This is a genomic window from Pseudoflavonifractor sp. HCP28S3_F10, assembly GCF_052065415.1.
Classification (GTDB): Bacteria; Bacillota; Clostridia; order Oscillospirales; family Oscillospiraceae; genus Pseudoflavonifractor_A.
Genome location: NZ_JBQHUB010000021.1, coordinates 1 through 25,348, shown reverse-complemented (window position 1 = coordinate 25,348; position 25,348 = coordinate 1). Strand labels below are relative to the sequence as shown.

The following is a 25,348-nucleotide window of genomic DNA, read 5'->3' as shown; positions in this document are numbered from 1 at the left end:
GTTACCCTCCTTTTCGCAGCGGCGGGCCGGGCAGCCCGCCGCCTGGTATTACAGCTCACCAATAATCGAGGGTACGCTCTCTCTTACTTGGAGTACAGCTCGACGATCAGGTGCTCCTCGATGGGCAGATCGATATCGTCCCGGGCGGGGAGCGCCACCACCTTGGCAGTCAGGCTGTTCTTGTCGAAGTCCAGCCACTTGGGCACGGCGCGGGAGCCGTTGGCCTCCAGAGAAGCCTTGAACTTCTCCAGGCTGCGGCTGCCCTCCTTCAGGGCAATGACCTCGCCGGGCTTGACCAGGTAAGAGGGGATGTCCACACGGTGGCCATTGATGGTGAAGTGGCCGTGACGCACCAGCTGGCGGGCCTCAGGACGGCTCATGGCGAAGCCCAGACGGTAGATGACGTTGTCCAGGCGGGTCTCCAGGATGGAGAGCAGGTTGTCGCCGGTCACGCCCTTGCGGTTGGCGGCCATCTCATAGTACTTGGAGAACTGGCTCTCCAGCACACCGTAGTAGCGGCGGGCCTTCTGCTTCTCGCGCAGCTGCATGCCGTACTCGGAGAGCTTCTTGGTGCGGCCCTGGTTGTGCATGCCGGGCGCGAAGGGACGGCGCTCGATGGCGCACTTGTCGGTATAGCAGCGGTCGCCCTTCAGGAAGAGCTTCTGGCCCTCCCGGCGGCACTGGCGGCAAACTGCTCCAGTATATCTAGCCATATTCTAGTTCCTCCTTAACTCTTACACGCGGCGGCGCTTGGGCGGACGGCAGCCGTTGTGGGGAACGGGGGTCACGTCCTTGATCAGGGTGACCTCCAGACCCACGGCCTGCAGAGCGCGGATGGCGGCCTCACGGCCGGCGCCGGGGCCCTTCACGTAGACCTCAACGGTCTTCAGGCCGTGCTCCATGGCAGCCTTGGCGGCAGTCTCGGCGGCGGTCTGGGCGGCGAAGGGGGTGGACTTACGGGAACCGCGGAAGCCCAGGCCGCCGGAGGAGGCCCAGGACAGGGCGTTGCCGCCCATATCGGTCACGGTGACCATAGTATTGTTGAAGGAGGAGCGGATATGCACCTGGCCCTTCTCCACGTTCTTGCGCTCGCGGCGCTTGCGGATTACTTTCTTACCCTTGGTATTTGCAGCAGCCATGTTCTATCCCTCCTTACTTCTTCTTGTTGGCGACCGTGCGCTTGGGACCCTTGCGGGTACGGGCGTTGGTCTTGCTGCGCTGTCCGCGGACAGGCAGACCCTTGCGGTGGCGGATGCCGCGGTAGCAGCCGATCTCGGTCAGGCGCTTGATGTCCATCGCCACATCGCGGCGGAGGTCGCCTTCCACAGTGTAGTTGTGCGCGATGCACTCGCGCAGCTTGGCCTCGTCCTCGTCGGTGAGGTCCTTCACGCGGGTGTCGGGGTTGATACCGGTCTCGGCCAGGATCTTGTTGGCGCTGGTGCGCCCGATGCCAAAGATATAGGTAAGGCCGATCTCAACGCGCTTATCCTTCGGCAGATCAATGCCAGCAATACGTGCCATACTGTTTCAGCACCTCCAATTAACCTTGTCTCTGTTTATGCTTGGGATTCTCGCAGATAACCATGACTTTGCCCTTGCGCTTGATGACTTTGCACTTCTCGCACATGGGCTTCACGGACGGTCTAACTTTCATTTTAGTTTCCTCCTGACAGCCTGATGGCCCCGGCGGGGGTGGGGGCAAGGCCCCGCCACGCCGGTCGTTGATAGGGACAAACGGAAGCCTCAGCTTCCCTTATTTCGATCTCCAGGTGATTCTTCCCCGGGTCAGATCATAGGGGGACATCTGAACGGTGACCTTATCACCGGGCAGGATGCGGATGAAATTCATGCGCAGCTTCCCGGAGATATGCGCCAGAATGATGTGGCCGTTTCCGATGTCCACGTGGAACGTGGTGTTGGGAAGGGACTCAACCACGACGCCCTCCACTTCGATCATATCGTCTTTTGCCAAAGCGTCATACCCTCCTAAACTTCCTCTCGGAAAGCGGCCAGCGCCCTCCTGAGTGCACAGTCGGAGACCTGCTCTCCCATCTGCACGCGCTGAATGACCGGATTGAGGTAACCGCCCCGGTTCTCCACCGTCAGGTGGGCCAGCTTTTTGCGCTTGGGATGGGCAAATTTCCGTCTCTTCCCGTCCGCCAGAAGCAGGAAACCGTCCTGCTGTCCGACGACGCAGAAGAGGCCGCCCTTGTCACGGCCGGCGGCGGAGCGAACGATCCAACCGACACAGTCGTACATGGGATCTACTCTCCGGGACAGGTGAGCACTTCCGGCTCCCCGTCGGTGATGAGGATCGTGTTCTCATAGTGCGCGGCCAGACTTCCGTCCGCCGTCACGGTGGTCCACTTGTCTTTCAGGACCTTGACGCGCCAGTCACCGGCACACACCATGGGCTCCACGGCGATGGTCATGCCGGCCTGGAGCCGGGGGCCATGGCCGGCGGGGCCAAAGTTCGGGACTTCCGGCGCCTCGTGGAGCTTCATGCCCACGCCGTGGCCTACAAAGTCCCGCACTACCGAGCAGCCGTTTGCTTCCACATACTGCTGCACGGCGTGGGAGATGTCATACACGCGGTTACCCGTCCGGGCCATCTTGATCCCCTCCCAGAAGCTCTGCTCAGTGACGTCGATGAGCCTTTGGGCCTCAGGGCTGATGGTCCCGCAGGGGAAGGTGGCGGCACAGTCGCCGTGAAAGCCGCCGATATAGGCGCCCACGTCGATGCTGACGATATCTCCCTCCTGGAGCCTGCGGTGGTCCGGGATGCCGTGGATGACCACATCGTTGATCGAGATGCAGGCGGAACCGGGAAACCCGCCGTAGCCCAGGAAGGAGGGCTTGGCGCCCTTGCTCTCGATGAACTTGCGCACCGCGGTGTCGATCTCCAGAGTAGAAACGCCGGGTCGGACCATGGAACCGGCCAGTGCGCGGGCCTGAGCGGTGATCCGCCCGGCCTTGCGCATCAGGTCGATCTCACGGGGGGACTTAAGGGATATCATATCCATTTAAGTCACTTCCCCAGCAGTTCCATAATGGCCTGGTTGGTCTCCTCGATACCGCCCTTGTCGGGCACGGTCTTGAGGATCCCCTTGGCCTGATAGTAGCTCTTGAGAGGCTCGGTCTCCTTGTGATAGACCTCCAGACGGTGCCGGACGGTCTCGGGCAGGTCGTCCTTGCGCTGCTCCAGCGCGCCGCCGCACTTGTCGCACACGCCCTCCGCCTTGGGAGGAGCGGCTACGATGTGGTAGGTGGCGCCGCAGGCAGGGCAAGTACGGCGGCCTGTCATACGGGCCTCAATGACGCTGTCCTCAATCTCCAGAGAGAGGACACAGTCAAACCGGATGCCATGGGCGTCCATGGCTTCGGCCTGGGCGATGGTACGGGGCACGCCGTCCAGGATATAGCCGCCCGCGCAGTCGTCCGCGGCCAGCCGCTCCTGGATGATCCCGATGATGACCTCATCGGGCACCAGCTTGCCGGCGTCCATATACTCTTTCGCCTTCAGACCCACGGGGGTACCGTTCTTCACGGCGGCGCGGAGGATGTTGCCGGTGGAGATGGTGGGGATGCCCAACTTCTTGCTGATGATCTCAGCCTGGGTTCCTTTGCCGGCGCCGGGAGCGCCCAACAGGATCAGCTTCATAGCCTTACACACCTCGAATTACTCAAGGAAACCCTTGTAGTGCCGCATGAGCATCTGGGCCTCCATAGCCTTCACGGTCTCCAGGGCCACGCCCACCACGATGATGACAGAGGTGCCGCCGATGGCCAGAGCGCTGCTGCCCAGCAGAGCGCCGGTCACAATGGGCACGATGGCCACGATGGACAGGTAGATGGCGCCGAAGAAGGTGATCTTACCCAGGACCTTCTGGATGAAATCAGCGGTAGGCTTGCCGGGACGGAAGCCGGGAACGAAGCCGCCGTTCTTCTTCAGGTTGTTGGCAACCTCGATGGGGTTGAACTGCATCGTGGAGTAGAAGTAGCTGAAGCCAAGGATCAGCAGGAAATACACCACGATATAGAAGACGCCGGTGGTGTCAAAGAACCGCAGGAACGCACCGCCGAAGCCCTCGCTGTCCTTGGTCACGCCGGTGAAAGCCGCGATGGTGGCGGGCAGGCTGGCAATGGCCTGGGCGAAGATGATGGGCAGCACGCCGGTCATGTTCACCTTCAGGGGCAGATGGCTGGACTGGCCGCCGTACATTTTCCGGCCCACCACGCGCTTGGCGTACTGGACAGGGATGCGGCGCTCGGCATTGTTGATGAACACGATGAAGACCACCATGATCAGCATGCCGATGACGATGAGAGGAATGGCCCACACGGCCAGGGTCTTGGTCACCACGCCCTGATACGCGCTCAGGATCATGCTGGGCACGCGGGACAGAATGCCGGCGAACAGGATGATGGAAATGCCGTTGCCGATGCCGGACTCGGTGATCTGCTCACCCAGCCACATAACAAAGGCGGAACCGGCGGTAAAGGTCAGGATGATCACGATGGCGGCCCACACAGAAGGAACACCGGTGGTGTCCAGCACACCGTAATTCTTGGCCAGGGTGTAGTAGCCGAAGCCCTGCAGCAGGGCAATGGCCACGGTGACATAGCGGGTGATGGCCGCGATCTTCTTGCGTCCCTCCTCGCCGCCTTCCTTCTGGAGGCGCTCCAAAGCAGGGATGGCGACGGTCAGCAGCTGCACGATGATGGAGCTGTTGATATAGGGCTGTACGCCCAGGGCGAAAATGGTGGCGTTAGCAAAGGCGGTGCCGTTCATAGCGCCCAGCAGACCGAAGATGGTGCCGCTCATCACATTCATCTGAGCGGCAAAAGCCCCGCCGTCCACAAAGGGAACAGGGACCGCGGAACCCAGCCGGAAGATCAACAGCGCAAAGACAGTGAAGAGGAGCTTCTTACGCAGCTCAGGAATCTTCCAGGCGTTGCGTACAGTCTCAATCACTTAGATCACCTCGTACTTTCCACCCGCCGCAACGATCTTCTCCTTTGCGGAGGCGGAGAAAGCGGAGGCACGGACGGTCAGCTTCTTGTTCAGGGTGCCGTTGCCCAGGATCTTCACGCCATGCTCACACTTGGAGAGGATACCCTTCTCCATCAGATCGCAGACGTTAACAGTGGCGCCGTCCTCAAACTTGTTGAGAGCGGAGACGTTGATGGCCTCCAGCCGCTCAGCAAAGATGTTGTTGAAGCCGCGCTTGGGCAGACGACGGGACAGAGGCATCTGGCCGCCTTCGAAGCCCACGCGGACGCCGCCGCCGGAGCGGGCCCACTGGCCCTTCTGACCGCGGCCGGCGGTGGTACCGTTACCGGAACCCTTGCCGCGGCCCTTGCGGAAAGCCTTCTTCACAGAGCCGGGCGCGGGAGAAAGTTCATGCAGTTTCATTTCGCGCACCTCCTTACTTTTCCTCGGTGACCTGCAGCAGGTAGCCGATGTGAGCGATCTTGCCGCGGGTGGCGGCATTGTCGGGCTGTACGGTGGTGTCGCCGATCTTACGCAGCCCCAGGGCCTCGGCGGTCGCCTTATGCTTGGCGAGGCGGCCGTTCAGGCTCTTGACCAGCTTGATGTTGATGTTAGCCATTTTGGTCGGCCCTCCTTAACCTACGATCTCTTCCACGCTCTTGCCGCGGACACGGGCCACTTCCTCGGGGCTGCGCAAGGTCTTCAGGCCCTCGAAGGTAGCGGAAACCACGTTCTGCGGATTGTTGGAGCGCAGGCACTTGGCGCGGATATCACGGATACCGGCGGCCTCCATGACGGCGCGGACAGGGCCGCCGGCGATGATGCCGGTACCGGGGGCAGCGGGCTTCAGGAGCACGCGGCCGGCGCCGAACTCGCCGATGACCTCGTGGGGGATGGTGGTGCCGGAGCGGGTGATGGTGACCATGTTCTTCTTGGCATCCTCAATGCCCTTCCGGATGGCCTCGGGGACCTCGGCGGCCTTGCCGGTGCCAAAGCCCACGCGGCCCTTCTCGTCGCCCACCACCATCAGAGCGGCGAACTTCATCACGCGGCCGCCCTTGACGGTCTTGGAAACACGGTTCAGAGCAACGAGCTTCTCGGTGAACTCGCTGGGTTCTCTTTCAAAACGAGCCATTTATCTTTTCCTCCTCCCTTAGAACTGCAGGCCGCCCTCACGGGCGCCCTCGGCCAGAGCGGCGACGCGGCCATGGTACACATAGCCGCCGCGGTCAAAGACGACCTTGCTGATGCCGGCGGCCTTGGCGCGCTCGGCCACGACCTGGCCCACCTTCTTGGCGGCGTCGGTCTTGGTGCCGTCGCACTCGAAGGCCTTCTCCAGGGAAGAAGCGGAGACCAGAGTCTTGCCGTTCACATCGTCGATGATCTGGGCATAGATGTTGGTCTCGCTGCGGAACACGTTGAGACGGGGACGCTCGGGCGTGCCGGAAATTTTCGCACGGACACGCTTATGGCGCTTAAGCCGCTGCGCCTTGGTATTGGGACGATTGATCATAGTGGCACACCTCCTTATTTCTTCTTGACGCCGGTCTTGCCTTCCTTGCGGCGGATGACCTCGTCAGTGTATTTGATACCCTTGCCCTTGTAAGGCTCGGGGGGTCTTTTCTCTCTCACCTCAGCGGCGAACTGACCGACCTGCTCCTTGCTGGCGCCGGAGACGACGATCTTGTTGGCGCTGGGAGTCTCGATGGTAATGCCCTCGGGGGCTTCCATAAAGACCTGATGGGAGTAACCCAGGTTCATGACCAGCTTCTTGCCCTCCATGGCAACGCGGTAACCGACGCCGTTGACGTCCAGTTCCTTCTTGAAGCCGTCCGTCACGCCCACCACCATATTGTGGATCAGGGTGCGGGTCAGGCCATGCAGGCTGCGGTTCTCCTTGGCATCGTTGGGACGGGTGACGAGGATCTCAGCACCCTCCTGCGCGATGTTCATGTTGGGATGGAACGCACGGGTGAGTGTGCCCTTGGGGCCCTTCACGGTCACGACGTTCCCTTCGATCTTCACGTCCACGCCGGCGGGGATGGAGATCGGCTTTCTTCCGATTCGGCTCATTCTATCTCCCTCCTCTTACCACACGAACGCAAGGACCTCGCCGCCGACATGGGCAGCGCGAGCGGCCTTGTCGGTCATGACGCCCTTGGACGTAGACACGATAGCGATACCCAGGCCACGGATGACGCGGGGCAGCTCGTCGGCGCCGGCGTACACACGCAGACCAGGCTTGGACACGCGGCGCAGACCGGAGATGACCTTCTCCTTACCGGCGCCGTACTTCAGGGTGATGCGGATCACGCCCTGAGTGCCATCGTCGATGAGCTGGAAGTTCTTGATATAGCCTTCATCCAGCAGGATCTGAGCGATGGACTTCTTCATGTTGGACGCGGGGACGTCCACGGTGTCATGCTTTGCGTTGTTCGCGTTGCGGATCCGGGTCAGCATATCCGCAATGGGGTCGGTAATATGCATGAGTTTACCCTCCTTTTAGAGTTACGGGCCGTGAGAGAGCCCGTTAAGGCGGCAAGGTATCGGAGTTACGCAGGGCTCCGACCTTTTAACCGTCTGCCAAGGAACTATTATATAGTGAAAAGCCCGCTGTGAAAAGGGAAAAGTGAAGAATTCCCGAACTTTTGGAGAAATGCCCTACCGTCTGCCCGGGAAAAGGGTCCGCTTATCCATTTTTCACAGTCACGCTTGCACTATCGTGCCGGTTTATCTCTTAAACGGAGAATTTTTCTTTTTGAACTCCTCCGCAAGGATGGGACCTGCGGCCCAGTTGGAGCTCCCCGCCGAAAAGCACCGATACGCAACGCAAGCGCCCGACGTGTTTGGCACGTCTGGCGCGGGCGTTGCATACCGTTTGTCTCGTTCAGTCCGGGAAGCGGAAGGCGCTCGGCCGGTAAATTACCAGGAGGCCTTCTTCACGCCGGGGATCTGGCCCTTGTAAGCCAGCTCGCGGAAGCAGATACGGCACACGCCGTAGTCACGCAGGTAGGCGTGGGGGCGGCCGCAGATCTTGCAGCGGTTGTAGCGGCGGGTGGAGAACTTGGGCTCCGCCTGCTGCTTGAGGATCATAGATTTCTTAGCCATTTCGTTCTCCTCCTTAGCGGGCGAAGGGAGCGCCGATCAGGGTCAGCAGCTCCTTGGCCTCTTCGTCGGTCTGGGCGGTGGTGCAGAACACGATGTCCATGCCGCGGATCTTGTCGATCTTGTCGTACTCGATCTCGGGGAAGATCAGCTGCTCCTTGATGCCCAGGGCGTAGTTGCCGCGGCCGTCGAAGGCGTTGCCGTTGATGCCGCGGAAGTCGCGGACACGGGGCAGGGCCACGTTGAACAGGCGGTCCACGAACTCCCACATACGGTCGCCCCGCAGGGTGACCTTGGCGCCGATGGGCATGCCCTCGCGCAGCTTGAAGTTGGCGACGGACTTCTTGGCCTTGGTAATGATGGCCTTCTGGCCGGTGATCTTGGTCAGATCGCCCACAACGGCCTCCAGCACCTTGGCGTTGTCACGGGCCTCGCCGCAGCCGCAGTTGACCACGATCTTGTCCAGTTTGGGGATCTGCATGGTGCTCTTGTAGCCGAACTTCTGCATGAGAGCAGGAGCGACTTCTTCCTGGTACTTCTTCTTCAGGTTGGGCATATCAGCCATAGTTGACTCCTCCTCTCTTAGATCTCGGCGCCGCACTTCTTACAGATGCGGACCTTCTTATCACCCTCGACCTTGTGGCCGATGCGGGTGGGCTTGTTGCACTTGGGGCACACGCGCTGCACCTTGCAGGCGTAGATGGGGGCTTCCTTCTTGATGATGCCGCCCTCTTCGCCCTGCTTGCGGGGCTTGGTGTGACGGGAGACGATGTTGACGTTCTCCACGATGACCTTGCTCTCCTTGGGCAGGACGGTGAGGATCTTGCCCTGCTTGCCCTTGTCCTTGCCGGACAGGACGACGACCAGGTCGTCCTTCTTGATGCTCATCTTGTTCATGTCTTCTCCTACCCCCTTACAGCACTTCGGGAGCCAGGGACAGGATCTTCATATAATCCTTGTCGCGCAGCTCGCGGGCCACGGGCCCAAAGATGCGGGTACCCTTGGGGTTCTTGTCGTCCTTGATGAGGACGGCAGCGTTGTCGTCGAAACGGACATAGCTGCCGTCGGCGCGGCGGACGCCCTTCACGCTGCGGACGATGACGGCCTTGACCACCTCGCCCTTCTTCACGGTTCCGCCGGGCTGAGCCTTACGGACGGAGGCCACGACCACGTCGCCGATGTTGCCGTAACGGCGGCTGGAGCCGCCCAGCACACGGATGGTCTTGATCTCCTTGGCGCCGGTGTTGTCGGCGACCTTCAGATAAGTTTCCTGCTGAATCATGACCGCACCTCCTTACTTCGCCTTTTCGATGATCTCAACGACGCGCCAACGCTTGTCCTTGGACAGGGGGCGGGTCTCCATGACCTTGACGCGGTCGCCCACGCCGCAGGCATTCTGCTCGTCGTGGGCCTTCAGCTTGTAGGTCCGCTTGACGATCTTCTTGTACAGGGGGTGGGCCACACGGTCGGCGATGGCCACCACAACGGTCTTGTCCATCTTATCGGAGACCACCAGGCCGACTCTGGTCTTACGGGAAGAAGTTCTGTTTTCCATGTTCTATTCCTCCTTCTTGCATTATCGGCCAGCGAGCTGCAGCTCGCGCAGGATGGTCTTGACTCGGGCAATATCCTTCTTGACCTCAGCGATCTTGCCGGGATTCTCGAGCTGATTGGTGGCATGCTGAAGACGGAGCTGGAACAGGTCCTTCTTCAGGTCGCCCAGCTTGGTCTCCAGCTCGGCGGCGCTCATCTTGCGGACTTCATTTGCCTTCATCATTATTCACCACCATTCTCGGTCTCGGCGGTCTCCTTCTTCACAATCTTGCACTTGACAGGCAGCTTGTGAGAAGCAAGACGCAGGGCCTCGCGGGCGGTCTCCTCGGAGACGCCGGCGATCTCGAACATCACACGGCCGGGCTTGACCACGGCCACCCAGTACTCGGGGGAACCCTTACCGGAACCCATACGGGTCTCGGCAGGCTTCTCGGTAATGGGCTTGTCGGGGAAGATCTTGATCCAGACCTTACCGCCGCGCTTGGTGTGACGGGTCATGGCGATACGGGCGGCCTCGATCTGGTTGCTGGTGATCCAGCAGGGCTCGGTGGCCTGAAGGCCCCACTCGCCGTAAGTGACGGTATTGCCCTTCAGGGCCTTGCCGGTCATGCGGCCGCGATGGACGCGGCGGTATTTCACTCTCTTAGGCAGCAGCATTAGTTGGAGCCTCCTTCCTTAGGGGTAGCGGGAGCGGCGGGACGAGGGCCACGGTTGAAGCCCTGGCCCTGGGGACGGCCGCCGTTGCGGTTGAAGCCGCCCTGGCGATTGCCGCCGAAGCCGCCCTTGCGCTCGCCATCGCGGCGCTCGCGGCGGGGACGGTCAGAACGCTCCTTGAAGTTCTTGGTGTCCAGGGTGCGGGGGGTGGTCCGCAGACTCTGGGTGAGCACCTCGCCCTTGTAGATCCACACCTTCACGCCGATGCGGCCGTAGGTGGTGGCAGCCTCGGCAAAGCCGTAGTCAATGTCGGCGCGGAGGGTCTGCAGGGGGATGGTGCCGTCATGATAGTGCTCCACGCGGGCGATCTCGGCGCCGCCCAGGCGGCCGGAGCAGCAGGTCTTGATGCCGCGGGCGCCCATACGCATGGCGCGGCCCATGGCGTTCTTCATAGCGCGGCGGAAGCCGATGCGCTTCTCCAGCTGCTGGGCGATGTTCTCGGCCACCAGCTGAGCGTTCATGTCGGGGCTCTTGACCTCGACGATGTTCAGGGCCACGCTCTTGCCGATCATCTTCTCCAGGGTGAGACGCAGGCGCTCGATGTCGGCGCCGCCCTTACCGATGACCACGCCGGGACGGGCGCAGTGCAGGTAGATGCGGACCTTGGCATTGTCGCGCTCGATCTCGATCTTGGGGATACCGGCGGAATACAGGGTCTTCTTCAGGTAATCGCGGATCTTCTTGTCCTCGACCAGCAGGTCGCCGACCTTCTCGTTGCGGGCGTACCAGCGGGAGTCCCAATCCTTAATGACACCCACGCGCAGGCCGTGGGGATTGACTTTCTGTCCCATATTGTTCCTCCTCCCTTAGCGCTCGCTCACCGCGATGGTGATGTGAGAAGTGCGCTTGTTGATCCGGTACGCACGGCCCTGGGCGCGGGGCATCATCCGCTTGATGATGGGGCCGGGGGCGGCGTAGGTAGTGGACACATACAGCTTCTCAGGATCCATCTGGTGGTTGTTCTCGGCGTTGGCCGCGGCGCTCTTGAGCACCTTGAGCATCAGCTCGGAGGCGGCCTTGGGGGTGGCCATCAGGATGGCGGTGGCCTCAGCCACACTCTTGCCGCGGATCAGATCGCAGACGATCTGCACCTTGCGGGGAGAGATGCGGGCATACTTCAGTACAGCTTTCGCTTCCATTCTTCTCTCCTCCTTACTTACCGGTCTTGCTGCCAGCGTGGCCGCGGAAGGTGCGGGTGGGGGCGAACTCGCCCAGCTTGTGACCCACCATGTCCTCGGTCACGTAGACGGGCACATGCTTCTTGCCGTCATGGACGGCGAAGGTGTGGCCCACGAAGGCGGGGAAGATAGTGGAGGCGCGGCTCCAGGTCTTGAGGACCTTCTTCTCGCCGGTCTGGTTCATTTCATCGACCCGCTTCAGCAGCTCAGGGGCGCAAAAGGGGCCTTTCTTGATACTTCTGCTCATCTTTTACTGCCTCCTTACTTCGCGTTGCGATGCTTGACGATGAACTTCTCCGTGCGGTTCTTGCCCTTGCGGGTCTTGAAGCCCATGGCGGGCTTGCCCCAGGGAGTCACAGGGCCGGGACGGCCCACAGGGCTCTTGCCCTCGCCGCCGCCGTGGGGGTGGTCGTTGGGGTTCATGACGGAGCCGCGGACGGTGGGACGCCAGCCCATGTGGCGCTTGCGGCCGGCCTTACCGATCTGGATGTTCTCGTGCTCGATGTTGTCGATCTGGCCGATGGTGGCCAGGCAGTCCAGACGGATATAGCGGACCTCGCCGGAGGGAAGGCGGACCTGAGCCATGCCGTTCTCCTTGGCCATCAGCTGAGCGAACTCGCCGGCGGCGCGGACCAGCTGGCCGCCCTTGCCGGGGTAGAGCTCGATGTTGTGGATCAGGGTGCCCAGGGGGATGTTGGCGATGGGCAGGCAGTTGCCGGGCAGGATGTCGGCGTCGGGACCGGTCATGATGATGTGGCCGGCCTTCATGCCCACGGTAGCCAGGATATAGCGCTTCTCGCCGTCCTCATACTGGATGAGGGCGATGTTGGCGGAGCGGTTGGGATCATACTCCACGCGCAGAACAGTGGCGGAGCCCTGCTTGTCGCGCTTGAAGTCGATGATGCGGTACTTCTTCTTGTTGCCGCCGCCGCGATGGCGGACGGTGATGCGGCCGTAGCTGTTGCGGCCGGCGTTCTTCTTCAGAACCTCGGTCAGGCTGCGCTCAGGCTTGGCCTTCTTGTCGATCCCCTCGAAGGCGGACACGGTCATGTGACGGCGGGAGGGGGTAGTGGGCTTGTAAGTCTTGATAGCCATTCCTTTTTACCTCCTTACACCATGCCCTCGAAGAACTCAATGCTCTTGGAGTCCTCGGTGAGGGTGACGATAGCCTTCTTGAAGGAGGGACGGCGGCCGGCGGGATAACGGCCGGTGCGCTTCTCCTTACCATCCATGTTGATGGTGTTGACCTTGGAGACCTTCACGCCGAAGATCTCTTCGACAGCCTTGGCGATCTCGATCTTGTTGGCGTCCTTGGCCACCTCGAAGGTGTACTTCTTCATCTCGAACAGAGAAGCGGACTTCTCGGTGATGATGGGACGCTTGATGATATCATAAGCGGTGGTAGCCATTACGCGAACACCTCCTCGATGACGGCCAGGGCGGCCTTGTCGACGATGAACTTGTCGGCGTTGACGATGTCGTAAACGCTCAGGATCTTGGCGCTGGTGGTGACCACGCCGGGGATGTTCCGGGCGGACTTGACCACGTTGGGGCAGGCGGTGACCACGACGGCCTTGCCGGCCTCCACGGCGTTCAGGAAGCCCTGGAAGGTCTTGGTCTTGATGGAGTCCATGCCCAGCTCATCGACCACGAGGACGTTGCCCTCGGCGGCCTTGGCGGAGAGGACGGACTTCAGAGCCAGGCGCTTGACCTTCTTGTTCAGGGAGTAGTTGTAGCTGCGGGGCTTGGGCGCGAAGACGATGCCGCCGTGCGTCCACTGGGGAGCGCGGGTGGAACCCTGGCGGGCGCGGCCGGTGCCCTTCTGGCGCCAGGGCTTGATGCCGCCGCCGGAAACCTCGGCGCGGGTCAGAGCGCTCTGGGTGCCCTGACGGCAGTTGGCCAGGTGGTTCTTGACGACTTCGTGGACAACGACTTCGTTGGGCTCAATACCAAAGATGACATCGGAGAGCTCCACTTCGCCGACCTTCGTGCCGGTCATGTTAACAACAGTTGCCTTAGGCATTTGGTATCTCTCCTTTCTTACTTGTTACGGGCGGAAGCCTTCTGGGGATTGACGCGGGCGGAAGCCTTCTGCGGGTTGATGCTGGCGTTGGCGGCAGCACCCTTCTCCTTGACGTTGATCACGCTGTTGCGCAGATACACAACGCCGCCCTTGGGGCCGGGGATCGCGCCGCGGACGGCGATGAGGCCCAGCTCGGAATCGACCTTGACCACGTCCAGGTTCAGGACGGTGATCTGCTCGCTGCCCATGTGGCCGGCGCCGATCTTGCCCTTGAAGATACGGGAAGGATCGGTAGCAGGGCCCATGGAACCGGCATGGCGGTGGACAGGGCCGCCGCCGTGGCTCATGGGAGTGCGGCCGGCATTCCAGCGCTTGACAACGCCGGCGTAGCCCTTGCCCTTGCTGATGCCGGTGACGTCCACGCGGTCGCCCTCGGCAAACACATCGGCCTTCACCTCGTCGCCGACCTTCATGTCGGCAGCCTTGCTCAGCTTGAACTCCTTGAGCACCTTTTTGGGAGCCACGCCAGCCTTCTTCAGGTGGCCCAGCTCGGGCTTGGTGAGCTTCTTCTCAGCCACGTCCTCGTAGCCGAGCTGCACGGCGCTGTAGCCGTCCTTCTCCTCGGTCTTCTTCTGCACCACGGTGCAGGGGCCCGCCGCGATGACGGTGACCGGGATGACCTTGCCGTCGGTATCAAAGATCTGCGACATGCCGACCTTCTTGCCGATAATGGCCTTTTCCATGTTTTTTCCTCCTTGTTAAGGTTATTGGTTGGACGAGGTGAGCATTGGCTCTCATTGCTCGGCCAACTTGACCCGTCCGTCTCAACATGCGACGGACAGCGGGTTCAACGGATTTCATTGCCGGGGCTTATCACGCCCCGTTTCCCTTGCGGCCGGGCGGCCTGCTCGGGAATCCAGCGCTTAGAGCTTGATCTCGATCTCGACGCCGGCGGGGAGCTCCAGGCTCATCAGGGCCTCCACAGTCTTGGGGGAGGGCTTCAGGATGTCGATGAGGCGCTTGTGGGTGCGGCGCTCAAACTGCTCCCGGCTGTCCTTGTCTTTATGCACCGCGCGAAGGATGGTCACGACTTCCTTCTTGGTGGGCAGGGGGATGGGGCCGGACACGGTAGCGCCGGTGCGCTTGGCGGTCTCCACGATCTTCTCAGCGCTCTGGTCGATGAGCTGATGGTCGTAGGCCTTCAGGCGGATACGGATCATTTCTTTCTGAGCTGCCATGGTGTTTTCCTCCTTAAACATACGAAGTGACGTTTTGTATTCCGTGCACGCTTCGTACGGTGAGAATCTTCTGTACACGTTTCCGTGCGTATCACTCTGTGACACGAAGAAAACCGGCGCAAAAGCAGCCGGTTTCGTCCCTGCACAGCGATATACGCCGTGTACGGAACCTTCTCAGCCGCCCGATTTGCTCGGACATACTCCGCGGAAGTTACCGGTCAGACCGCAATCTCCCGCATCATCGCAGTATGCGCCCTTTTGCAGGCGCTCCATTATGATATTATAATCTAGCTGCAAAGTCAAGCATTTTTTTCGCTTTTTCGCTCGCCTTTCCGCCAATCCCGGGGGCTTTTTGATCCGCTTCTTTGTGCGTCCTGTCATATCCCCCGAACAGGACCCGTGAGGGCGGGGAGCGCCTCCGCTCAGCCCCGCTCCAGCGCTGCCTCCACCAGGGGCAGCATGGCCTCGCCGTCGATGTGCTCCCCGGTAAAGTGCTCCAGGGCGAAAATGGCCTGCCAGATCAGCATTCCCAGGCCGTTGAGAGCGGTATGGCCCAGCGTCCGGGCCTTTTGCAGCAGCCCAGTCTCGGCCGGACTGTATATGAGATCGCACACCGCGGCTCCGCTGGGCAGCTCCTCCAGGAACGACAGATCCTCAAACTGCCCGCCAGTGCCCGTCATGCCCAGGTTGGTGCAGTTGACCACCAGGTCGGCCCTGCCCGTCAGGCGGCGGAGAGTATCCGTATCAAAGCCCGCCGGGATCATCCGCTCCGGCGCGGCGGCGCACAGGGCGGCCGCCTTCTCCACGGTCCGGTTGGCCACCACCACTTTCGCGGCCTTTCCCGCCTGGCAGAGCTTGGGGGCCACCGCCCTGGCGGCCCCGCCGGCCCCCAGAAGGAGCACGGTCTTTCCCTCTGTCTCCACCTCCGCGTGGCGGAGGGAGGCCAGAAACCCCCGGCCGTCGGTATTATATCCGTAATATTTCCCGTCCCGGATACAGACGGTATTCACCGCGCCGTACATCCGGGCGTCCTCATCCAACTCATCCATCAGGGGCGCCAGCTCCTGCTTGTGGGGCATGGTGGCGTTGAATCCGGCGTATCCGGCGAAGGCCGCGCAGGAGAGCCACTCCCCCGCCCGCCCCCGGGGCACGCTCTGGCACAGGTACACATAGTCCAGCCCCAGGGCGGCGATCATGGTGTTCTGGATCAGGGGGGACTTGGAGTGGAGCACCGGGTCCCCGATGACGCACAGCTTTTTTGTGGTGTTTTTCAATTCTACCCGCATGTTCTCGCCTCCATACATTGCTCCACAAAGCCCCGCAGCAGCCGGTTGAATTCCTCCGGCGCGTCCAGATTGGCCACGTGGGACGCGCCGGGGATGGTCAGCGCCCTAGCGCCCGGATAGGCCCGCTCCCACTGGCCCATGTATCGCCGGATGCTGCCCAACCGGTCATATTCTCCCCGGGTCACCAGCACAGGCGCGTCGAACCGGAAACCAACCTCCGGATGCAGGCAGTGGGCCACGCCGTCCCAGCCCCGGAGGAACTCCCCCCGGCTGAGCCGGTCAAACATGGCCCGCACCGCCCGGCGGCCCTCCGCCGTGGAACTGCTGGCCCGGCTCATCCATCCCTTCAGGAAGCCCCAGGGAAAGGGGCGGAACATGGGCGTGGAATGTTCCAGCGTCCACCGCTCCCACCCGGCGTAGCAGTCCAGCAGGACGGGGGTGGTACCGATCAGCCAGTATCCCGCCGCGCCGCCGTAACGCCAGGCGTACTCCTGCGCCACATAGCCGCCCATGGAGAGGCCCACCAGCACCGGCCGGTCCACGCCCTCCGCCGCCAGCAGGGCACGCACGTCCTCCGCCGCCAGGGGAATGGAGAACCGGGCGCAGGGCCGGGAGTCCCCATGGCCCCGGAGGTCCACGTTGAATACCGTGTACCCCTCCAGTGCAGGCAGGGTGGGCCCCCACATGCTCCGGTCCACCCCATATCCGTGGAGCAGCACCACCGCCGGTGCCCCGGGTACCACCCTCCGGTCATAGACCATCCGGCAGTCCCCCCGGTCCAGGCTTCTCGTCTCAAAGGCCGGGCTCAACCGCGCTTCTCCCGCGCCAGAAAATAGCCCATGGCAGCCTCATAGCCGTAGAGGCCCAGACCGCAGATCTGTCCCACGCAGGCCGGGGCGGTGACGCTCTTGTGCCGGAACTCCTCCCGCTGGTGGATGTTGGAGATGTGGACCTCCACGCAGGGGACGCTCACCGCCTTCAGGGCGTCCAGGATGGCCACGCTGTAGTGGGTGTAGGCCCCGGGATTCATGACGATGGCGTCGTATGCCCCGTCGGCGGCCTGGATGGCGTCCACGATGGCCCCCTCGTGGTTGGACTGGAAGCATTCGGCGGTGGAGCCGTGCTCCGCCGCGAATTCCTTCAGCCGGGCGCACAGGCTCTCGTAGGTATTCTCCCCGTAGATGCCCGGCTCCCGCTTGCCCAACAGATTCAGGTTGGGCCCGTTGATGATGAGAAACTTCATTTCAGCACCTCCAAGATACGCTGGGCGGCCTCCGCGGCCTCGCTGTGCCCCTGGATCACATAGTCAGCCCACTGCCGGTAGACCGGCTCCCGCCGGGCAAAGCGCTCCAGAAAGTCCTCCCGTCCTCCCTGTCCCAGAGGGCGGTGCTTCATGGAGACGGTGTCGTAGATGACCCCCGGGTCCCGGTTGATGAAAAAGACTGTTCCGCTGTCTTTCAGAGCAGTCATACACCCGCTCCGCAGCGGCAGGCCCCCGCCGCAGGCGATGACCAGCCCGGACCGCGCCGCCAGTTCTTGGGATATCTCCAGCTCCCGGTCACGGAAGTACCCCTCCCCCTCGCTGGCGAAGATGTCGGGGATGGAGCGGCCCTCCCGCTCCTCGATGAGATGGTCGGTATCCACCAGCTCCCGGTCCAGCGCCCGGGCCAGCAGAGTGCCCACTGTACTCTTGCCGCAGCCCATCATGCCGATGAGGACAATGTTCTTCTCCATGCTTTACCCCTCGTAGGCCTGGAAATTGCCCAGTACCCGCATCTCGCTGGCCAGCTGGCTCAGCTCGTGGAGCACCCCGTCCATGCCGGGGGCGGTCAGGTCGCCGGAGAACTCCAGAAAGAAGAGGTACTCCCAGCTCCGGCCCGGGATAGGGCGGGATTCCAGCTTGAGCAGGTTGAGCCCCTGCACCGAAAAGATGGTCAATATCTCGTGGAGGGAGCCGCTCTGGTGGGGCAGATGGAAGAGAGCACTGATCTTGTTGCGCCCCGGCCGCATCTCCATCACCGGGGAAACCACCACAAACCGGGTGTGGTTGAGGGAGTTGTGGTTGGTGCCCTCCACCAGGATGTTCAGCCCGTAGATCTCCGCCGCCCGGCGGGAGCAGATGGCGGCGGCAGTGCGGTCCCCGGTCTCGGCCACCTGCTTGGCGGAACCGGCGGTGTCCAGAGTGGGGACCCGCCTCCAGTCCCGGTGGGCGTCCAGGAATTTTTCGCTCTGCATCAGGCCCTGCTCGTGGGAGTAGACCGTCTTAATATCCTCCATGGCTACGCCGGGGAGGGCCATCAGGCAGTGCTCCACCTTCACGTCATACTCCCCCACCACGTAGTAGCGGTACTGGGCCATCAGGTCGTAGACCTGCCGGATGGAGCCGGTGGAGCTGTTCTCAATGGGGAGCATGGCGTAGTCGGCCTCTCCCCGCTCGATGGCCGCGAATACATCGGAAAACCAGGGCAGGCCCTTGCTGTTCACGTCAGGGCCGAAAAAGCCCACGGCGGCCTCCTCGCTGTAGGCCCCCGGCTCTCCCTGGTAGACCACCCGGGGCTGCGCCACCGGCTCCCGGGCATGGGAGAGGGCCTCCACATAGGCGGCGTAGCCCGGGTCCTCCGCCCCCTCCTTCACCAGCGTGCGCTGCTGGCGGCGGGAGATGGCCATGATGGTCTCATAGAGCTCGGCCAGATCGGCCCGGCGCACCGGGTCGTCAGTGAGGGCGGTCTTGGCGGCAATGACCCGCCGCTCCCGGGCGGCGTCCAGCACGGGCACGCCGTTCTCCCGCTTCCACTCCCCCACCTTCCCGGTGACCTCCATGCGCTTTAAAAAGAGCTCCACCAGCCCGGCGTCGATCTCGTCGATCTGCCGGCGGTACCGTTCCAGTTGGCTCATCGTTCTCTCTCCTTTATCAGATACCCATGACCTCGCAGGCGGCCAGGGCGGCGGCGGCCTCGATCACCGGCAGGGCCCGGACCACCACGCAGGGGTCGTGCCTGCCCTCGATGACCAGCTCCGCGTCCTCCCTCCGGGACAGGCTCACCGTCTGCTGGGGCCGGGAGATAGACGGGGTGGGCCGGAGGACCACCTCGAACTCCACCGGCATGCCGTTGGTGATGCCGCCGTTGACGCCGCCGGTGTGGTTGGTGCGGGTGCGGACGGTATCCCCGTCCATATAGAAGGGGTCGTTGGCCTGGCTGCCCCGCAGGGCGGCAAAGCCAAAGCCGGCGCCGAAGGCCACTCCCTTCACGGCGGGCACGGCGAACAGATACTGGGAGAAGATCCCCTCCACGTTGCAGCCGAAGTCCGGGGCCCCCAGGCCGGGAGCCAGGCCGGTGACGGAGCAGGCGATGCACCCGCCCACCGAGTCCCCCTCCGCCTTGGCGGCGAGGATGGCCTCCTCCACCTGCTCCGGAGTGGGGTCAGCGATGCCCGCCAGGTTGGAGATATGGCCGGTCACCTCCACTCCCCGCTGCCGCAGGATGAGCTTGGCCACCGCCCCGGCAAAGACCATGGGTGCGGTGAGACGGCCGGAGAAGTGGCCGCCTCCCCGGTAGTCGTTATATCCGCCGTACCGCACCGCGCCGCTGTAGTCGGCGTGGCCGGGCCGGGGCAGGTCCCTGAGCTTGCTGTAGTCCCTGCTCCGGGTGTCGGTGTTCTGAATGACGGCACACAGGGGGGTGCCGGTGGTCCTGTTCTCAAAGACACCGGAGAGGACCTGAGGCTCGTCGGCCTCCCGCCGGGCGGTGGACATGGCGTTCTGTCCCGGGGCCCGGCGGGCCATCTCAGAACGGATGAAGTCCCAGTCCAGCTCCACGCCGGAGGGCACCCCCTCCAGCGTCACGCCGATGGCCGGGCCGTGGGACTCGCCGAAAATGGTGTATCTCATACCGTTTCCTCCTCCCGGGCGATCTGCCCGCCCAGGGCCTCATAGTCCTCCCAGAAGTTGGGGTAGGACTTGGCCACGCACTCCCCGCCGCTGACGGTCACCGGGGCCGCGCAGCGGGTGGCGGCCACCGCCGCCATCATGGCGATGCGGTGGTCGTTGTGGCTGTCCACCTCGGCGCCTCCCGCCAGTTTCTCCTTTCCCCGGATGACCAGATGGTCCGGGTGCTCCTCCACATCGGCCCCCAGGGCGTTCAGTACCTGGGTCACCGAGGCGAGACGGTCGCTCTCCTTGATGCGCAGCCGCCCGGCGTTGACGATGCGGGTGGTCTCCCCCGCCCGCAGGGCGGCCATCACGGCCAGCGGGGGCACCAGATCGGGGCACTCTCTCACGTCCAGATCCAGCGTGCCGCCGCCCCCGAGCTGTTCATAAAAGGATGCGATACACCGGTCCCCCTGGACCGAGTCGGGATTGAGTCCCTGCACGTCCAGACGGCTGCCCAGCCGGTTGGCCGCGTACCAGAAGGCGGCATTGGACCAGTCGCCCTCGATGGTCTTGTCCTGATGCCGGTAGTACTGGTTCCCCGGCACGCGGAAGGTCCGCGCCCCATCGTACCCCACTCTTACGCCGAACTGCTCCAGGGCGTCCAGGGTCATATCCACATAGCCCCGGCTCTCCAGATCCGTGGTAAGGACGATCTCTGAGTCCCCGCTGAGCAGGGGCAGGGCGTAGAGCAGCCCGGTGATGAACTGGGAGGACACGTCCCCCCGGATGGAGAACACGCCGGGCTCCAGCCGCCCCTCCACAGTGAGAATATTGTCCTTGCGCTGATACGAGATTCCCTTCTCCCGGAACAGTTCAAAATAGGGCTCCTGGGGCCGCTCCATCAGCCGCCCGTGACCGGTGAACATGCCCTTTCCCTTCAGTGCCAGGGCCACCGGGATGAGAAAGCGCAGAGTGGACCCCGACTCGCCGCAGTCCATGCGCTCGGGGGCCGGGTCGTCGTGGCCGTCCACCAGGTCGGCCCCCCGGATGATGGTGCCGTCGGCCGAGGCGTCGGCGTCCAGGGTGCGCATGCACCGCAGGGTGGCCTGAATGTCCTGGGACAGGGCCACGTTGGACAGCCGGCAGAACCCGTCGGACAGGGCCGCCGCGATGATGAGTCGGTGGGCCTGGGACTTGGAGGGCGGCGGGGTAATGGCCCCCGACAGCTTTCCGGGTGTGATGGTCACGTTCATTTCAGTTCCTCCAGCAGCGCGGCCTTGGCCATCTTATGGGGTACCGCCTTCCCCATCTCTTTCAGCAGGATCACCGAGATATCCCCGCCGCTTCCCTTCTTGTCCAGTCCCACGGCGGCGGCGTACTCCTCCGCCGTGCAGGGGATGGCGTCGGGCAGGCCGAAGGCGCGCACCAGCGCGGTGATCTCGCCGGACACGCATCCGGGAGTGATCCCCATGGCCGCGCCCAGTTCCGCCGCCCGGCACATGCCGGCGGCCACCGACTGGCCGTGGGTCCAGGTCTCGTAGTGCCCCGCCAGCTCATAGGCGTGGCCCAGAGTGTGGCCGAAGTTCAGGATCATCCGCGCACCGGTGTCCCGCTCGTCCTCCTCCACCACCTGGCGCTTGATGTCGCAGCAGGTGTAGAGCACGTGCCCGATCTCCGCCATCACCGCCCGGCGGGAGGGATTGGCCCGGAGAAGATCGAAAAAGTCCCGGTCCCAGATGCAGCCGTATTTGATGACCTCAGCCATGCCGTCGGCAAAGGTGGCGTCGGGCAGGGTGTTCAGCACCTCCGGGTCCATCAGCACCAGTTTGGGCTGCCAGAAGGCCCCGGCCAGATTCTTGCCCGCCCGCAGGTCCACGGCCACCTTGCCGCCCACTGAGGAGTCCACCTGGGCCAGGAGGGTGGTGGGGATCTGAATAAAAGCCACTCCCCGCAGCACGGTGGCGGCGGCAAAGCCGGCCAGGTCCCCCACCACGCCGCCGCCCAGGGCCACCACGGCGTCGGTGCGGGTCAGGCCGAAGGCCATCATCTCCTCCCACAGCTCCGCCAGCTGCCCGGGGGACTTGGAGCTCTCCCCCGCAGGGATGGTGCAGGAGGCCGTCCGGAAGCCCGCCGCCGCCAGGCTCTTCTCCACCCGCTCCAGGTAGAGCGGGGCCACGTTGCTGTCGGTGACGATGAACAGGCGCTCCGCCCGGGGGAGGACGGCCCGGCACCGCTCTCCCGCCTGATCCAGCAGGCCCTGCCCGATCAAAATGTTGTATTCCCGCCCGGGAAGGGCGACGGTCAGTGTTTTCATGGCTCCTCCTCTTTTCGTGTTGCAATGCGGGTATCAGTTTTCCTCCCGCCAAGCCCGCAGGCTGTTCACCTTCTTCATCAGCTCGTCGAACTTCTCAGGCGTCAGGGACTGCTGTCCGTCGCATTTGGCGTGGGGGGGATCGTTATGGACCTCGATGAGCAGGCCGTCGGCGCCGATGGCGGTGGCGGCCAGGGCCAGGGGCTCCACCATCCAGTACATGCCCGCCGCGTGGGAGGGGTCCACGACGATGGGCAGATGGCTCATCTTCCGGATGGCCGGGATGGCGGACAGGTCCAGGGTGTTGCGGGTGTAGGTCTCAAAGGTGCGCACGCCCCGCTCGCAGAGGATCACGTTCTCGTTGCCGCCGGCCATAATGTACTCGGCGGACATGATCCACTCCTCGTAAGTATTGGAGAGGCCCCGCTTGAGGAGGATGGGCTTGCTCATCCTGCCCACCTCTTTGAGCAGGTCGAAGTTCTGCATGTTCCGGGCGCCGATCTGCACCAGGTCCACCTTTTCCTCAAAGACCTCCACCATCCGGGGGGCCATGATCTCAGAGACGATGGGCAGTCCGGTGTCGGCCTTGGCCTCCAGCAGCAGGTCCAGGCCCTCCACACCCATGCCCTGGAAGGAATAGGGGGAGGTACGGGGCTTGAAGGCGCCGCCCCGCAGCATGCACGCGCCGGAGGCCTTCACGCTGCGGGCGATGCCGGTGACCTGCTCCTCGCTCTCCACCGAGCAGGGGCCCGCGATGACGCCGAAGTTCCCGCCGCCGATCTTCACGCCCTGCACGTCCACCACGCTGTCCTCCGGGTGGAATTTGCGGTTGGCCTTCTTATAGGGCTCCTGCACCCGCATGACCCGCTCCACGTGGGGGTTGATGGAGATCTTGTCCATATCCACGGCAGTGGTGTCTCCCACCAGGCCCAGGATGGTGCAGCCCACGCCGTTGGTGACGCCCACCTTCAGGCCCATGGTCTGGAACTTGGCCACCAGCGCGTTGATATCCTGCACCTGCGTTCCGGGTTTCATAACAACTACCATAATATACCTGTCCTTTCTGCATGAACATAAAAAGGGCGCCCATTGATGAAATCAATGAGCGCCCAATACCTGCGGCAGATCGTGGACCTTCTCCGGTCCCCCATTCATTTCATCCCTCTTATTTACCCATGCCAAAAAAGCCGGCGCTCATAAATCGAGCCCAGCCAAAGGTAAAGGAGAAGGATGCAGTTGTGAGGGAGGTTCGGTCCATCAGTTTGACCTCACATTTCAAAGATTGTCTGCATTATACTCCCGTACATCCCAAAATGCAAGCCGGTTTTTCGGAATTTAGTGCTTTGCATAAAAAAAGCGTGCCGCGGGATTTCCCGCGGCACGCCGCTGCTGCATTGTATTGGCTCAGTACGCCACGCCCCAGTAGATCATGTGCTTGGCGGGCTTTCCGCAGATGGGGCACACGTCGCCCAGGTGCTCCTGCTCGAAGGGGATGCACCGGGAGGACATGCCGGCCTCCTCCTTCATCTTCAGCTCGCACTCCAGGTCGCCGCACCACATGGTCTTGATGAAGCCGCCCTTCTCCTGCTGGATGGCCCTGGCCTCCTCCAGAGAGAAGGCGGGGTAGGTGTGCTCCTCCAGGTTCTTCTTGGCCCTGGCATACAGGCCGTCGTGGATGGAATCCAGCATGCTGGCCACCGTCTCCTCGATGCCGTCCAGGGAGACAAAGGTCTTTTCGCCGCTGTCCCGGCGGACCAGGACGCACTGGTTCTTCTCCATATCCTTGGGGCCCAGCTCCAGGCGCAGGGGCACGCCCTTCATCTCGTACTCGGCGAACTTCCAGCCGGGGGACTGCTCGCTGTCGTCCATCTTCACCCGGAAGCCGGCCTTCTTCAGCCGGTCCATGACGGCCTGGTTGGCCTCGATGACGCCCGGCTTGTGCTGGGCCACGGGGATAACAATGACCTGGATGGGGGCAATGCGGGGAGGCAGCACCAGGCCGCTGTTGTCGCCGTGGGTCATGATGATGCCGCCGATCATGCGGGTAGATACGCCCCAGGAGGTCTGGTGGGGGTTGTGGAGCTGGTTGTCCTTGCCGGTGAAGGTGATGTCGAAGGCCTTGGCGAAGCCGTCGCCGAAATAGTGACTGGTGCCGGCCTGGAGGGCCTTCTTGTCGTGCATCATGCACTCCACGGTGTAGGTCTCCTCAGCGCCGTTGAACTTCTCCTTGTCGGTCTTGCGGCCCTTGACCACGGGCATGGCCAGCACGTTCTCCATGAAGTCGGCGTAGATGTTCAGCATGCGCTGGGTCTCCTCCCGGGCCTCGGCCTCGGTGGCGTGCATGGTGTGGCCCTCCTGCCACAGGAACTCCCGGTGGCGCAGGAAGGGACGGCTGGTCTTTTCCCAGCGCAGAACGGAGCACCACTGGTTGTACAGCTTGGGCAGGTCCCGGTGGGAGTGGATGATGTTCCGGAAATGCTCACAGAACAGGGTCTCGGAGGTGGGACGGATGCAGTAGCGCTCCTCCAGCTTCTCGTTGCCGCCGTAGGTGACCCAGGCGCACTCGGGAGCGAAGCCCTCCACGTGGTCCTTCTCCTTCTGGAGCAGGGACTCGGGGATGAGCATGGGCATGGCCACATTCTCATGTCCGGTCTCCTTGAATCTTTTGTCCAGCTCCCGCTGGATGTTCTCCCAGATGGCGTAGCCATAGGGGCGGTAGATGAACATGCCCTTGATGGAGGAGTAGTCGATGAGCTCCGCCTTCTTGCACACGTCGGTGTACCACTGGGTAAAGTCCACCTCCATATCGGTGATCTGCTCCACCTGCTTCTTGTCCTGTGCCATGTATCTCAATCCTTTTTTGTAGATTTGCATGTGTTCTCTTCATTTTATTCACTTGACGTATAAAAGTCAAGGCCGGAGCGGCCTTCGCCGGGCGGGAGCCCCCATTTTCTTCCCGCAAGGCACACAAAAGGGCCGCGCGGGGCTTGGCCCGCGGGCCCCTGGGTTCCGGGATCATGTCCGGATCATCAGGCTGGCCCTGTAGGTCATACCCTCCAATCTGCCGCAAAACAC

The 25,348-nt window shown here is 62.9% G+C and carries 40 protein-coding genes; all 40 read right to left on the bottom strand.

From position 1 onward, the window contains the following. Positions 1 to 83: 83 nt before the first annotated feature. Entirely contained in the window at positions 84 to 713 is a 630-nt protein-coding gene (rpsD, locus tag ACTNBZ_RS09780; protein WP_441209478.1) for a 30S ribosomal protein S4, read from the bottom strand. Between the two features lie 21 nt (positions 714 to 734). After that, positions 735 to 1,139 (bottom strand): 30S ribosomal protein S11, encoded by a 405-nt coding sequence (rpsK, locus tag ACTNBZ_RS09775; RefSeq protein ID WP_441209477.1) that lies wholly within the window; start codon positions 1,137 to 1,139, stop codon positions 735 to 737. 13 nt (positions 1,140 to 1,152) lie between these two features. Next, positions 1,153 to 1,521: a 30S ribosomal protein S13 gene (rpsM, locus tag ACTNBZ_RS09770; RefSeq protein ID WP_441209476.1), complete on the bottom strand. Its 369-nt coding sequence runs from the start codon at positions 1,519 to 1,521 to the stop codon at positions 1,153 to 1,155. Between the two features lie 19 nt (positions 1,522 to 1,540). Continuing rightward, positions 1,541 to 1,654, bottom strand: a complete 114-nt coding sequence (rpmJ, locus tag ACTNBZ_RS09765) for a 50S ribosomal protein L36 (RefSeq protein WP_008982609.1) — start codon at positions 1,652 to 1,654, stop codon at positions 1,541 to 1,543. A 99-nt stretch (positions 1,655 to 1,753) separates the two neighbouring features. Further along, positions 1,754 to 1,972, bottom strand: coding sequence for a translation initiation factor IF-1 (gene infA, locus ACTNBZ_RS09760; RefSeq protein ID WP_441209475.1), 219 nt, complete (start codon positions 1,970 to 1,972; stop codon positions 1,754 to 1,756). Positions 1,973 to 1,986: 14 nt separating this feature from the next. Beyond that, positions 1,987 to 2,259, bottom strand: a complete 273-nt coding sequence (locus ACTNBZ_RS09755) for a KOW domain-containing RNA-binding protein (RefSeq protein ID WP_441209474.1) — start codon at positions 2,257 to 2,259, stop codon at positions 1,987 to 1,989. Positions 2,260 to 2,264: 5 nt separating this feature from the next. Continuing rightward, complete coding sequence (map, locus tag ACTNBZ_RS09750) at positions 2,265 to 3,017, bottom strand: type I methionyl aminopeptidase (protein WP_441209502.1); 753 nt, start codon at positions 3,015 to 3,017, stop codon at positions 2,265 to 2,267. 11 nt (positions 3,018 to 3,028) lie between these two features. Further along, positions 3,029 to 3,661 (bottom strand): adenylate kinase, encoded by a 633-nt coding sequence (locus tag ACTNBZ_RS09745; protein WP_441209473.1) that lies wholly within the window; start codon positions 3,659 to 3,661, stop codon positions 3,029 to 3,031. An 18-nt stretch (positions 3,662 to 3,679) separates the two neighbouring features. Beyond that, positions 3,680 to 4,975, bottom strand: a complete 1,296-nt coding sequence (gene secY, locus ACTNBZ_RS09740) for a preprotein translocase subunit SecY (protein ID WP_441209472.1) — start codon at positions 4,973 to 4,975, stop codon at positions 3,680 to 3,682. Further along, the gene (rplO, locus tag ACTNBZ_RS09735) at positions 4,976 to 5,416 is read right to left on the bottom strand and encodes a 50S ribosomal protein L15 (RefSeq protein ID WP_441209471.1); all 441 of its coding nucleotides are present in this window, start codon (positions 5,414 to 5,416) and stop codon (positions 4,976 to 4,978) included. Positions 5,417 to 5,429: 13 nt separating this feature from the next. Further along, positions 5,430 to 5,612, bottom strand: a complete 183-nt coding sequence (rpmD, locus tag ACTNBZ_RS09730; protein ID WP_441209470.1) for a 50S ribosomal protein L30 — start codon at positions 5,610 to 5,612, stop codon at positions 5,430 to 5,432. Between the two features lie 15 nt (positions 5,613 to 5,627). Beyond that, positions 5,628 to 6,128: a 30S ribosomal protein S5 gene (gene rpsE, locus ACTNBZ_RS09725; RefSeq protein ID WP_441209469.1), complete on the bottom strand. Its 501-nt coding sequence runs from the start codon at positions 6,126 to 6,128 to the stop codon at positions 5,628 to 5,630. Between the two features lie 18 nt (positions 6,129 to 6,146). Then, entirely contained in the window at positions 6,147 to 6,506 is a 360-nt protein-coding gene (gene rplR / locus ACTNBZ_RS09720; RefSeq protein WP_441209468.1) for a 50S ribosomal protein L18, read from the bottom strand. Between the two features lie 14 nt (positions 6,507 to 6,520). Continuing rightward, positions 6,521 to 7,066, bottom strand: a complete 546-nt coding sequence (gene rplF, locus ACTNBZ_RS09715; RefSeq protein WP_441209467.1) for a 50S ribosomal protein L6 — start codon at positions 7,064 to 7,066, stop codon at positions 6,521 to 6,523. 15 nt (positions 7,067 to 7,081) lie between these two features. Next, positions 7,082 to 7,480, bottom strand: coding sequence for a 30S ribosomal protein S8 (rpsH, locus tag ACTNBZ_RS09710; RefSeq protein ID WP_087259939.1), 399 nt, complete (start codon positions 7,478 to 7,480; stop codon positions 7,082 to 7,084). 435 nt (positions 7,481 to 7,915) lie between these two features. After that, the gene (locus ACTNBZ_RS09705) at positions 7,916 to 8,101 is read right to left on the bottom strand and encodes a type Z 30S ribosomal protein S14 (protein WP_441209466.1); all 186 of its coding nucleotides are present in this window, start codon (positions 8,099 to 8,101) and stop codon (positions 7,916 to 7,918) included. A 13-nt stretch (positions 8,102 to 8,114) separates the two neighbouring features. Beyond that, positions 8,115 to 8,663, bottom strand: a complete 549-nt coding sequence (gene rplE, locus ACTNBZ_RS09700; RefSeq protein ID WP_441209465.1) for a 50S ribosomal protein L5 — start codon at positions 8,661 to 8,663, stop codon at positions 8,115 to 8,117. A 17-nt stretch (positions 8,664 to 8,680) separates the two neighbouring features. Next, positions 8,681 to 8,995 carry a 50S ribosomal protein L24 gene (rplX, locus tag ACTNBZ_RS09695; protein ID WP_441209464.1) on the bottom strand — a complete coding sequence of 105 codons (315 nt, stop codon included), beginning with the start codon at positions 8,993 to 8,995 and terminating at the stop codon, positions 8,681 to 8,683. A gap of 16 nt (positions 8,996 to 9,011) precedes the next feature. Beyond that, the gene (gene rplN, locus ACTNBZ_RS09690; protein WP_441209463.1) at positions 9,012 to 9,380 is read right to left on the bottom strand and encodes a 50S ribosomal protein L14; all 369 of its coding nucleotides are present in this window, start codon (positions 9,378 to 9,380) and stop codon (positions 9,012 to 9,014) included. Positions 9,381 to 9,392: 12 nt separating this feature from the next. Beyond that, positions 9,393 to 9,653, bottom strand: a complete 261-nt coding sequence (gene rpsQ, locus ACTNBZ_RS09685) for a 30S ribosomal protein S17 (protein WP_033116904.1) — start codon at positions 9,651 to 9,653, stop codon at positions 9,393 to 9,395. Between the two features lie 21 nt (positions 9,654 to 9,674). After that, positions 9,675 to 9,872 (bottom strand): 50S ribosomal protein L29, encoded by a 198-nt coding sequence (gene rpmC, locus ACTNBZ_RS09680; RefSeq protein WP_441209501.1) that lies wholly within the window; start codon positions 9,870 to 9,872, stop codon positions 9,675 to 9,677. Between the two features lie 2 nt (positions 9,873 to 9,874). Further along, a complete protein-coding gene (gene rplP, locus ACTNBZ_RS09675) occupies positions 9,875 to 10,309 on the bottom strand; it encodes a 50S ribosomal protein L16 (protein ID WP_441209462.1) in 435 nt (144 codons plus the stop codon). Continuing rightward, on the bottom strand, positions 10,309 to 11,157 hold the full coding sequence (rpsC, locus tag ACTNBZ_RS09670) for a 30S ribosomal protein S3 (RefSeq protein ID WP_441209461.1): 849 nt from the start codon (positions 11,155 to 11,157) through the stop codon (positions 10,309 to 10,311). The genes rplP and rpsC overlap by 1 nt, the downstream gene beginning before the upstream one ends. 15 nt (positions 11,158 to 11,172) lie before the next feature. Further along, positions 11,173 to 11,505: a 50S ribosomal protein L22 gene (rplV, locus tag ACTNBZ_RS09665; RefSeq protein ID WP_441209460.1), complete on the bottom strand. Its 333-nt coding sequence runs from the start codon at positions 11,503 to 11,505 to the stop codon at positions 11,173 to 11,175. A 13-nt stretch (positions 11,506 to 11,518) separates the two neighbouring features. Next, the gene (gene rpsS, locus ACTNBZ_RS09660; protein ID WP_441209459.1) at positions 11,519 to 11,791 is read right to left on the bottom strand and encodes a 30S ribosomal protein S19; all 273 of its coding nucleotides are present in this window, start codon (positions 11,789 to 11,791) and stop codon (positions 11,519 to 11,521) included. A 14-nt stretch (positions 11,792 to 11,805) separates the two neighbouring features. Continuing rightward, a complete protein-coding gene (rplB, locus tag ACTNBZ_RS09655; protein ID WP_441209458.1) occupies positions 11,806 to 12,639 on the bottom strand; it encodes a 50S ribosomal protein L2 in 834 nt (277 codons plus the stop codon). 14 nt (positions 12,640 to 12,653) lie between these two features. Then, positions 12,654 to 12,953 carry a 50S ribosomal protein L23 gene (rplW, locus tag ACTNBZ_RS09650; protein ID WP_441209457.1) on the bottom strand — a complete coding sequence of 100 codons (300 nt, stop codon included), beginning with the start codon at positions 12,951 to 12,953 and terminating at the stop codon, positions 12,654 to 12,656. Next, entirely contained in the window at positions 12,953 to 13,567 is a 615-nt protein-coding gene (gene rplD, locus ACTNBZ_RS09645; RefSeq protein ID WP_441209456.1) for a 50S ribosomal protein L4, read from the bottom strand. Before rplD ends, rplW begins: the two co-directional genes overlap by 1 nt. A gap of 17 nt (positions 13,568 to 13,584) precedes the next feature. Continuing rightward, the gene (rplC, locus tag ACTNBZ_RS09640) at positions 13,585 to 14,310 is read right to left on the bottom strand and encodes a 50S ribosomal protein L3 (RefSeq protein WP_441209455.1); all 726 of its coding nucleotides are present in this window, start codon (positions 14,308 to 14,310) and stop codon (positions 13,585 to 13,587) included. A 180-nt stretch (positions 14,311 to 14,490) separates the two neighbouring features. After that, a complete protein-coding gene (gene rpsJ / locus ACTNBZ_RS09635; RefSeq protein ID WP_441209454.1) occupies positions 14,491 to 14,805 on the bottom strand; it encodes a 30S ribosomal protein S10 in 315 nt (104 codons plus the stop codon). Between the two features lie 422 nt (positions 14,806 to 15,227). After that, positions 15,228 to 16,091, bottom strand: coding sequence for a shikimate dehydrogenase (gene aroE, locus ACTNBZ_RS09630; protein WP_441209453.1), 864 nt, complete (start codon positions 16,089 to 16,091; stop codon positions 15,228 to 15,230). Then, positions 16,082 to 16,900, bottom strand: a complete 819-nt coding sequence (locus ACTNBZ_RS09625; RefSeq protein ID WP_441209452.1) for an alpha/beta fold hydrolase — start codon at positions 16,898 to 16,900, stop codon at positions 16,082 to 16,084. Before ACTNBZ_RS09625 ends, aroE begins: the two co-directional genes overlap by 10 nt. After that, entirely contained in the window at positions 16,897 to 17,334 is a 438-nt protein-coding gene (gene aroQ, locus ACTNBZ_RS09620; RefSeq protein ID WP_441209451.1) for a type II 3-dehydroquinate dehydratase, read from the bottom strand. Before aroQ ends, ACTNBZ_RS09625 begins: the two co-directional genes overlap by 4 nt. Then, positions 17,331 to 17,825 (bottom strand): shikimate kinase, encoded by a 495-nt coding sequence (locus ACTNBZ_RS09615; RefSeq protein ID WP_441209450.1) that lies wholly within the window; start codon positions 17,823 to 17,825, stop codon positions 17,331 to 17,333. The genes aroQ and ACTNBZ_RS09615 overlap by 4 nt, the downstream gene beginning before the upstream one ends. A gap of 3 nt (positions 17,826 to 17,828) precedes the next feature. Beyond that, positions 17,829 to 18,986, bottom strand: coding sequence for a bifunctional chorismate mutase/prephenate dehydratase (locus tag ACTNBZ_RS09610; protein WP_441209449.1), 1,158 nt, complete (start codon positions 18,984 to 18,986; stop codon positions 17,829 to 17,831). 16 nt (positions 18,987 to 19,002) lie between these two features. Further along, a complete protein-coding gene (locus ACTNBZ_RS09605) occupies positions 19,003 to 19,980 on the bottom strand; it encodes a chorismate synthase (protein WP_441209448.1) in 978 nt (325 codons plus the stop codon). Continuing rightward, positions 19,977 to 21,215, bottom strand: coding sequence for a 3-phosphoshikimate 1-carboxyvinyltransferase (gene aroA / locus ACTNBZ_RS09600; protein ID WP_441209447.1), 1,239 nt, complete (start codon positions 21,213 to 21,215; stop codon positions 19,977 to 19,979). Before aroA ends, ACTNBZ_RS09605 begins: the two co-directional genes overlap by 4 nt. After that, a complete protein-coding gene (aroB, locus tag ACTNBZ_RS09595) occupies positions 21,212 to 22,276 on the bottom strand; it encodes a 3-dehydroquinate synthase (RefSeq protein WP_441209446.1) in 1,065 nt (354 codons plus the stop codon). The genes aroA and aroB overlap by 4 nt, the downstream gene beginning before the upstream one ends. 33 nt (positions 22,277 to 22,309) lie before the next feature. Then, positions 22,310 to 23,320, bottom strand: a complete 1,011-nt coding sequence (gene aroF / locus ACTNBZ_RS09590) for a 3-deoxy-7-phosphoheptulonate synthase (protein WP_441209445.1) — start codon at positions 23,318 to 23,320, stop codon at positions 22,310 to 22,312. A 357-nt stretch (positions 23,321 to 23,677) separates the two neighbouring features. Then, entirely contained in the window at positions 23,678 to 25,117 is a 1,440-nt protein-coding gene (gene proS, locus ACTNBZ_RS09585; protein WP_441209444.1) for a proline--tRNA ligase, read from the bottom strand. Positions 25,118 to 25,348 lie beyond the last annotated feature (231 nt).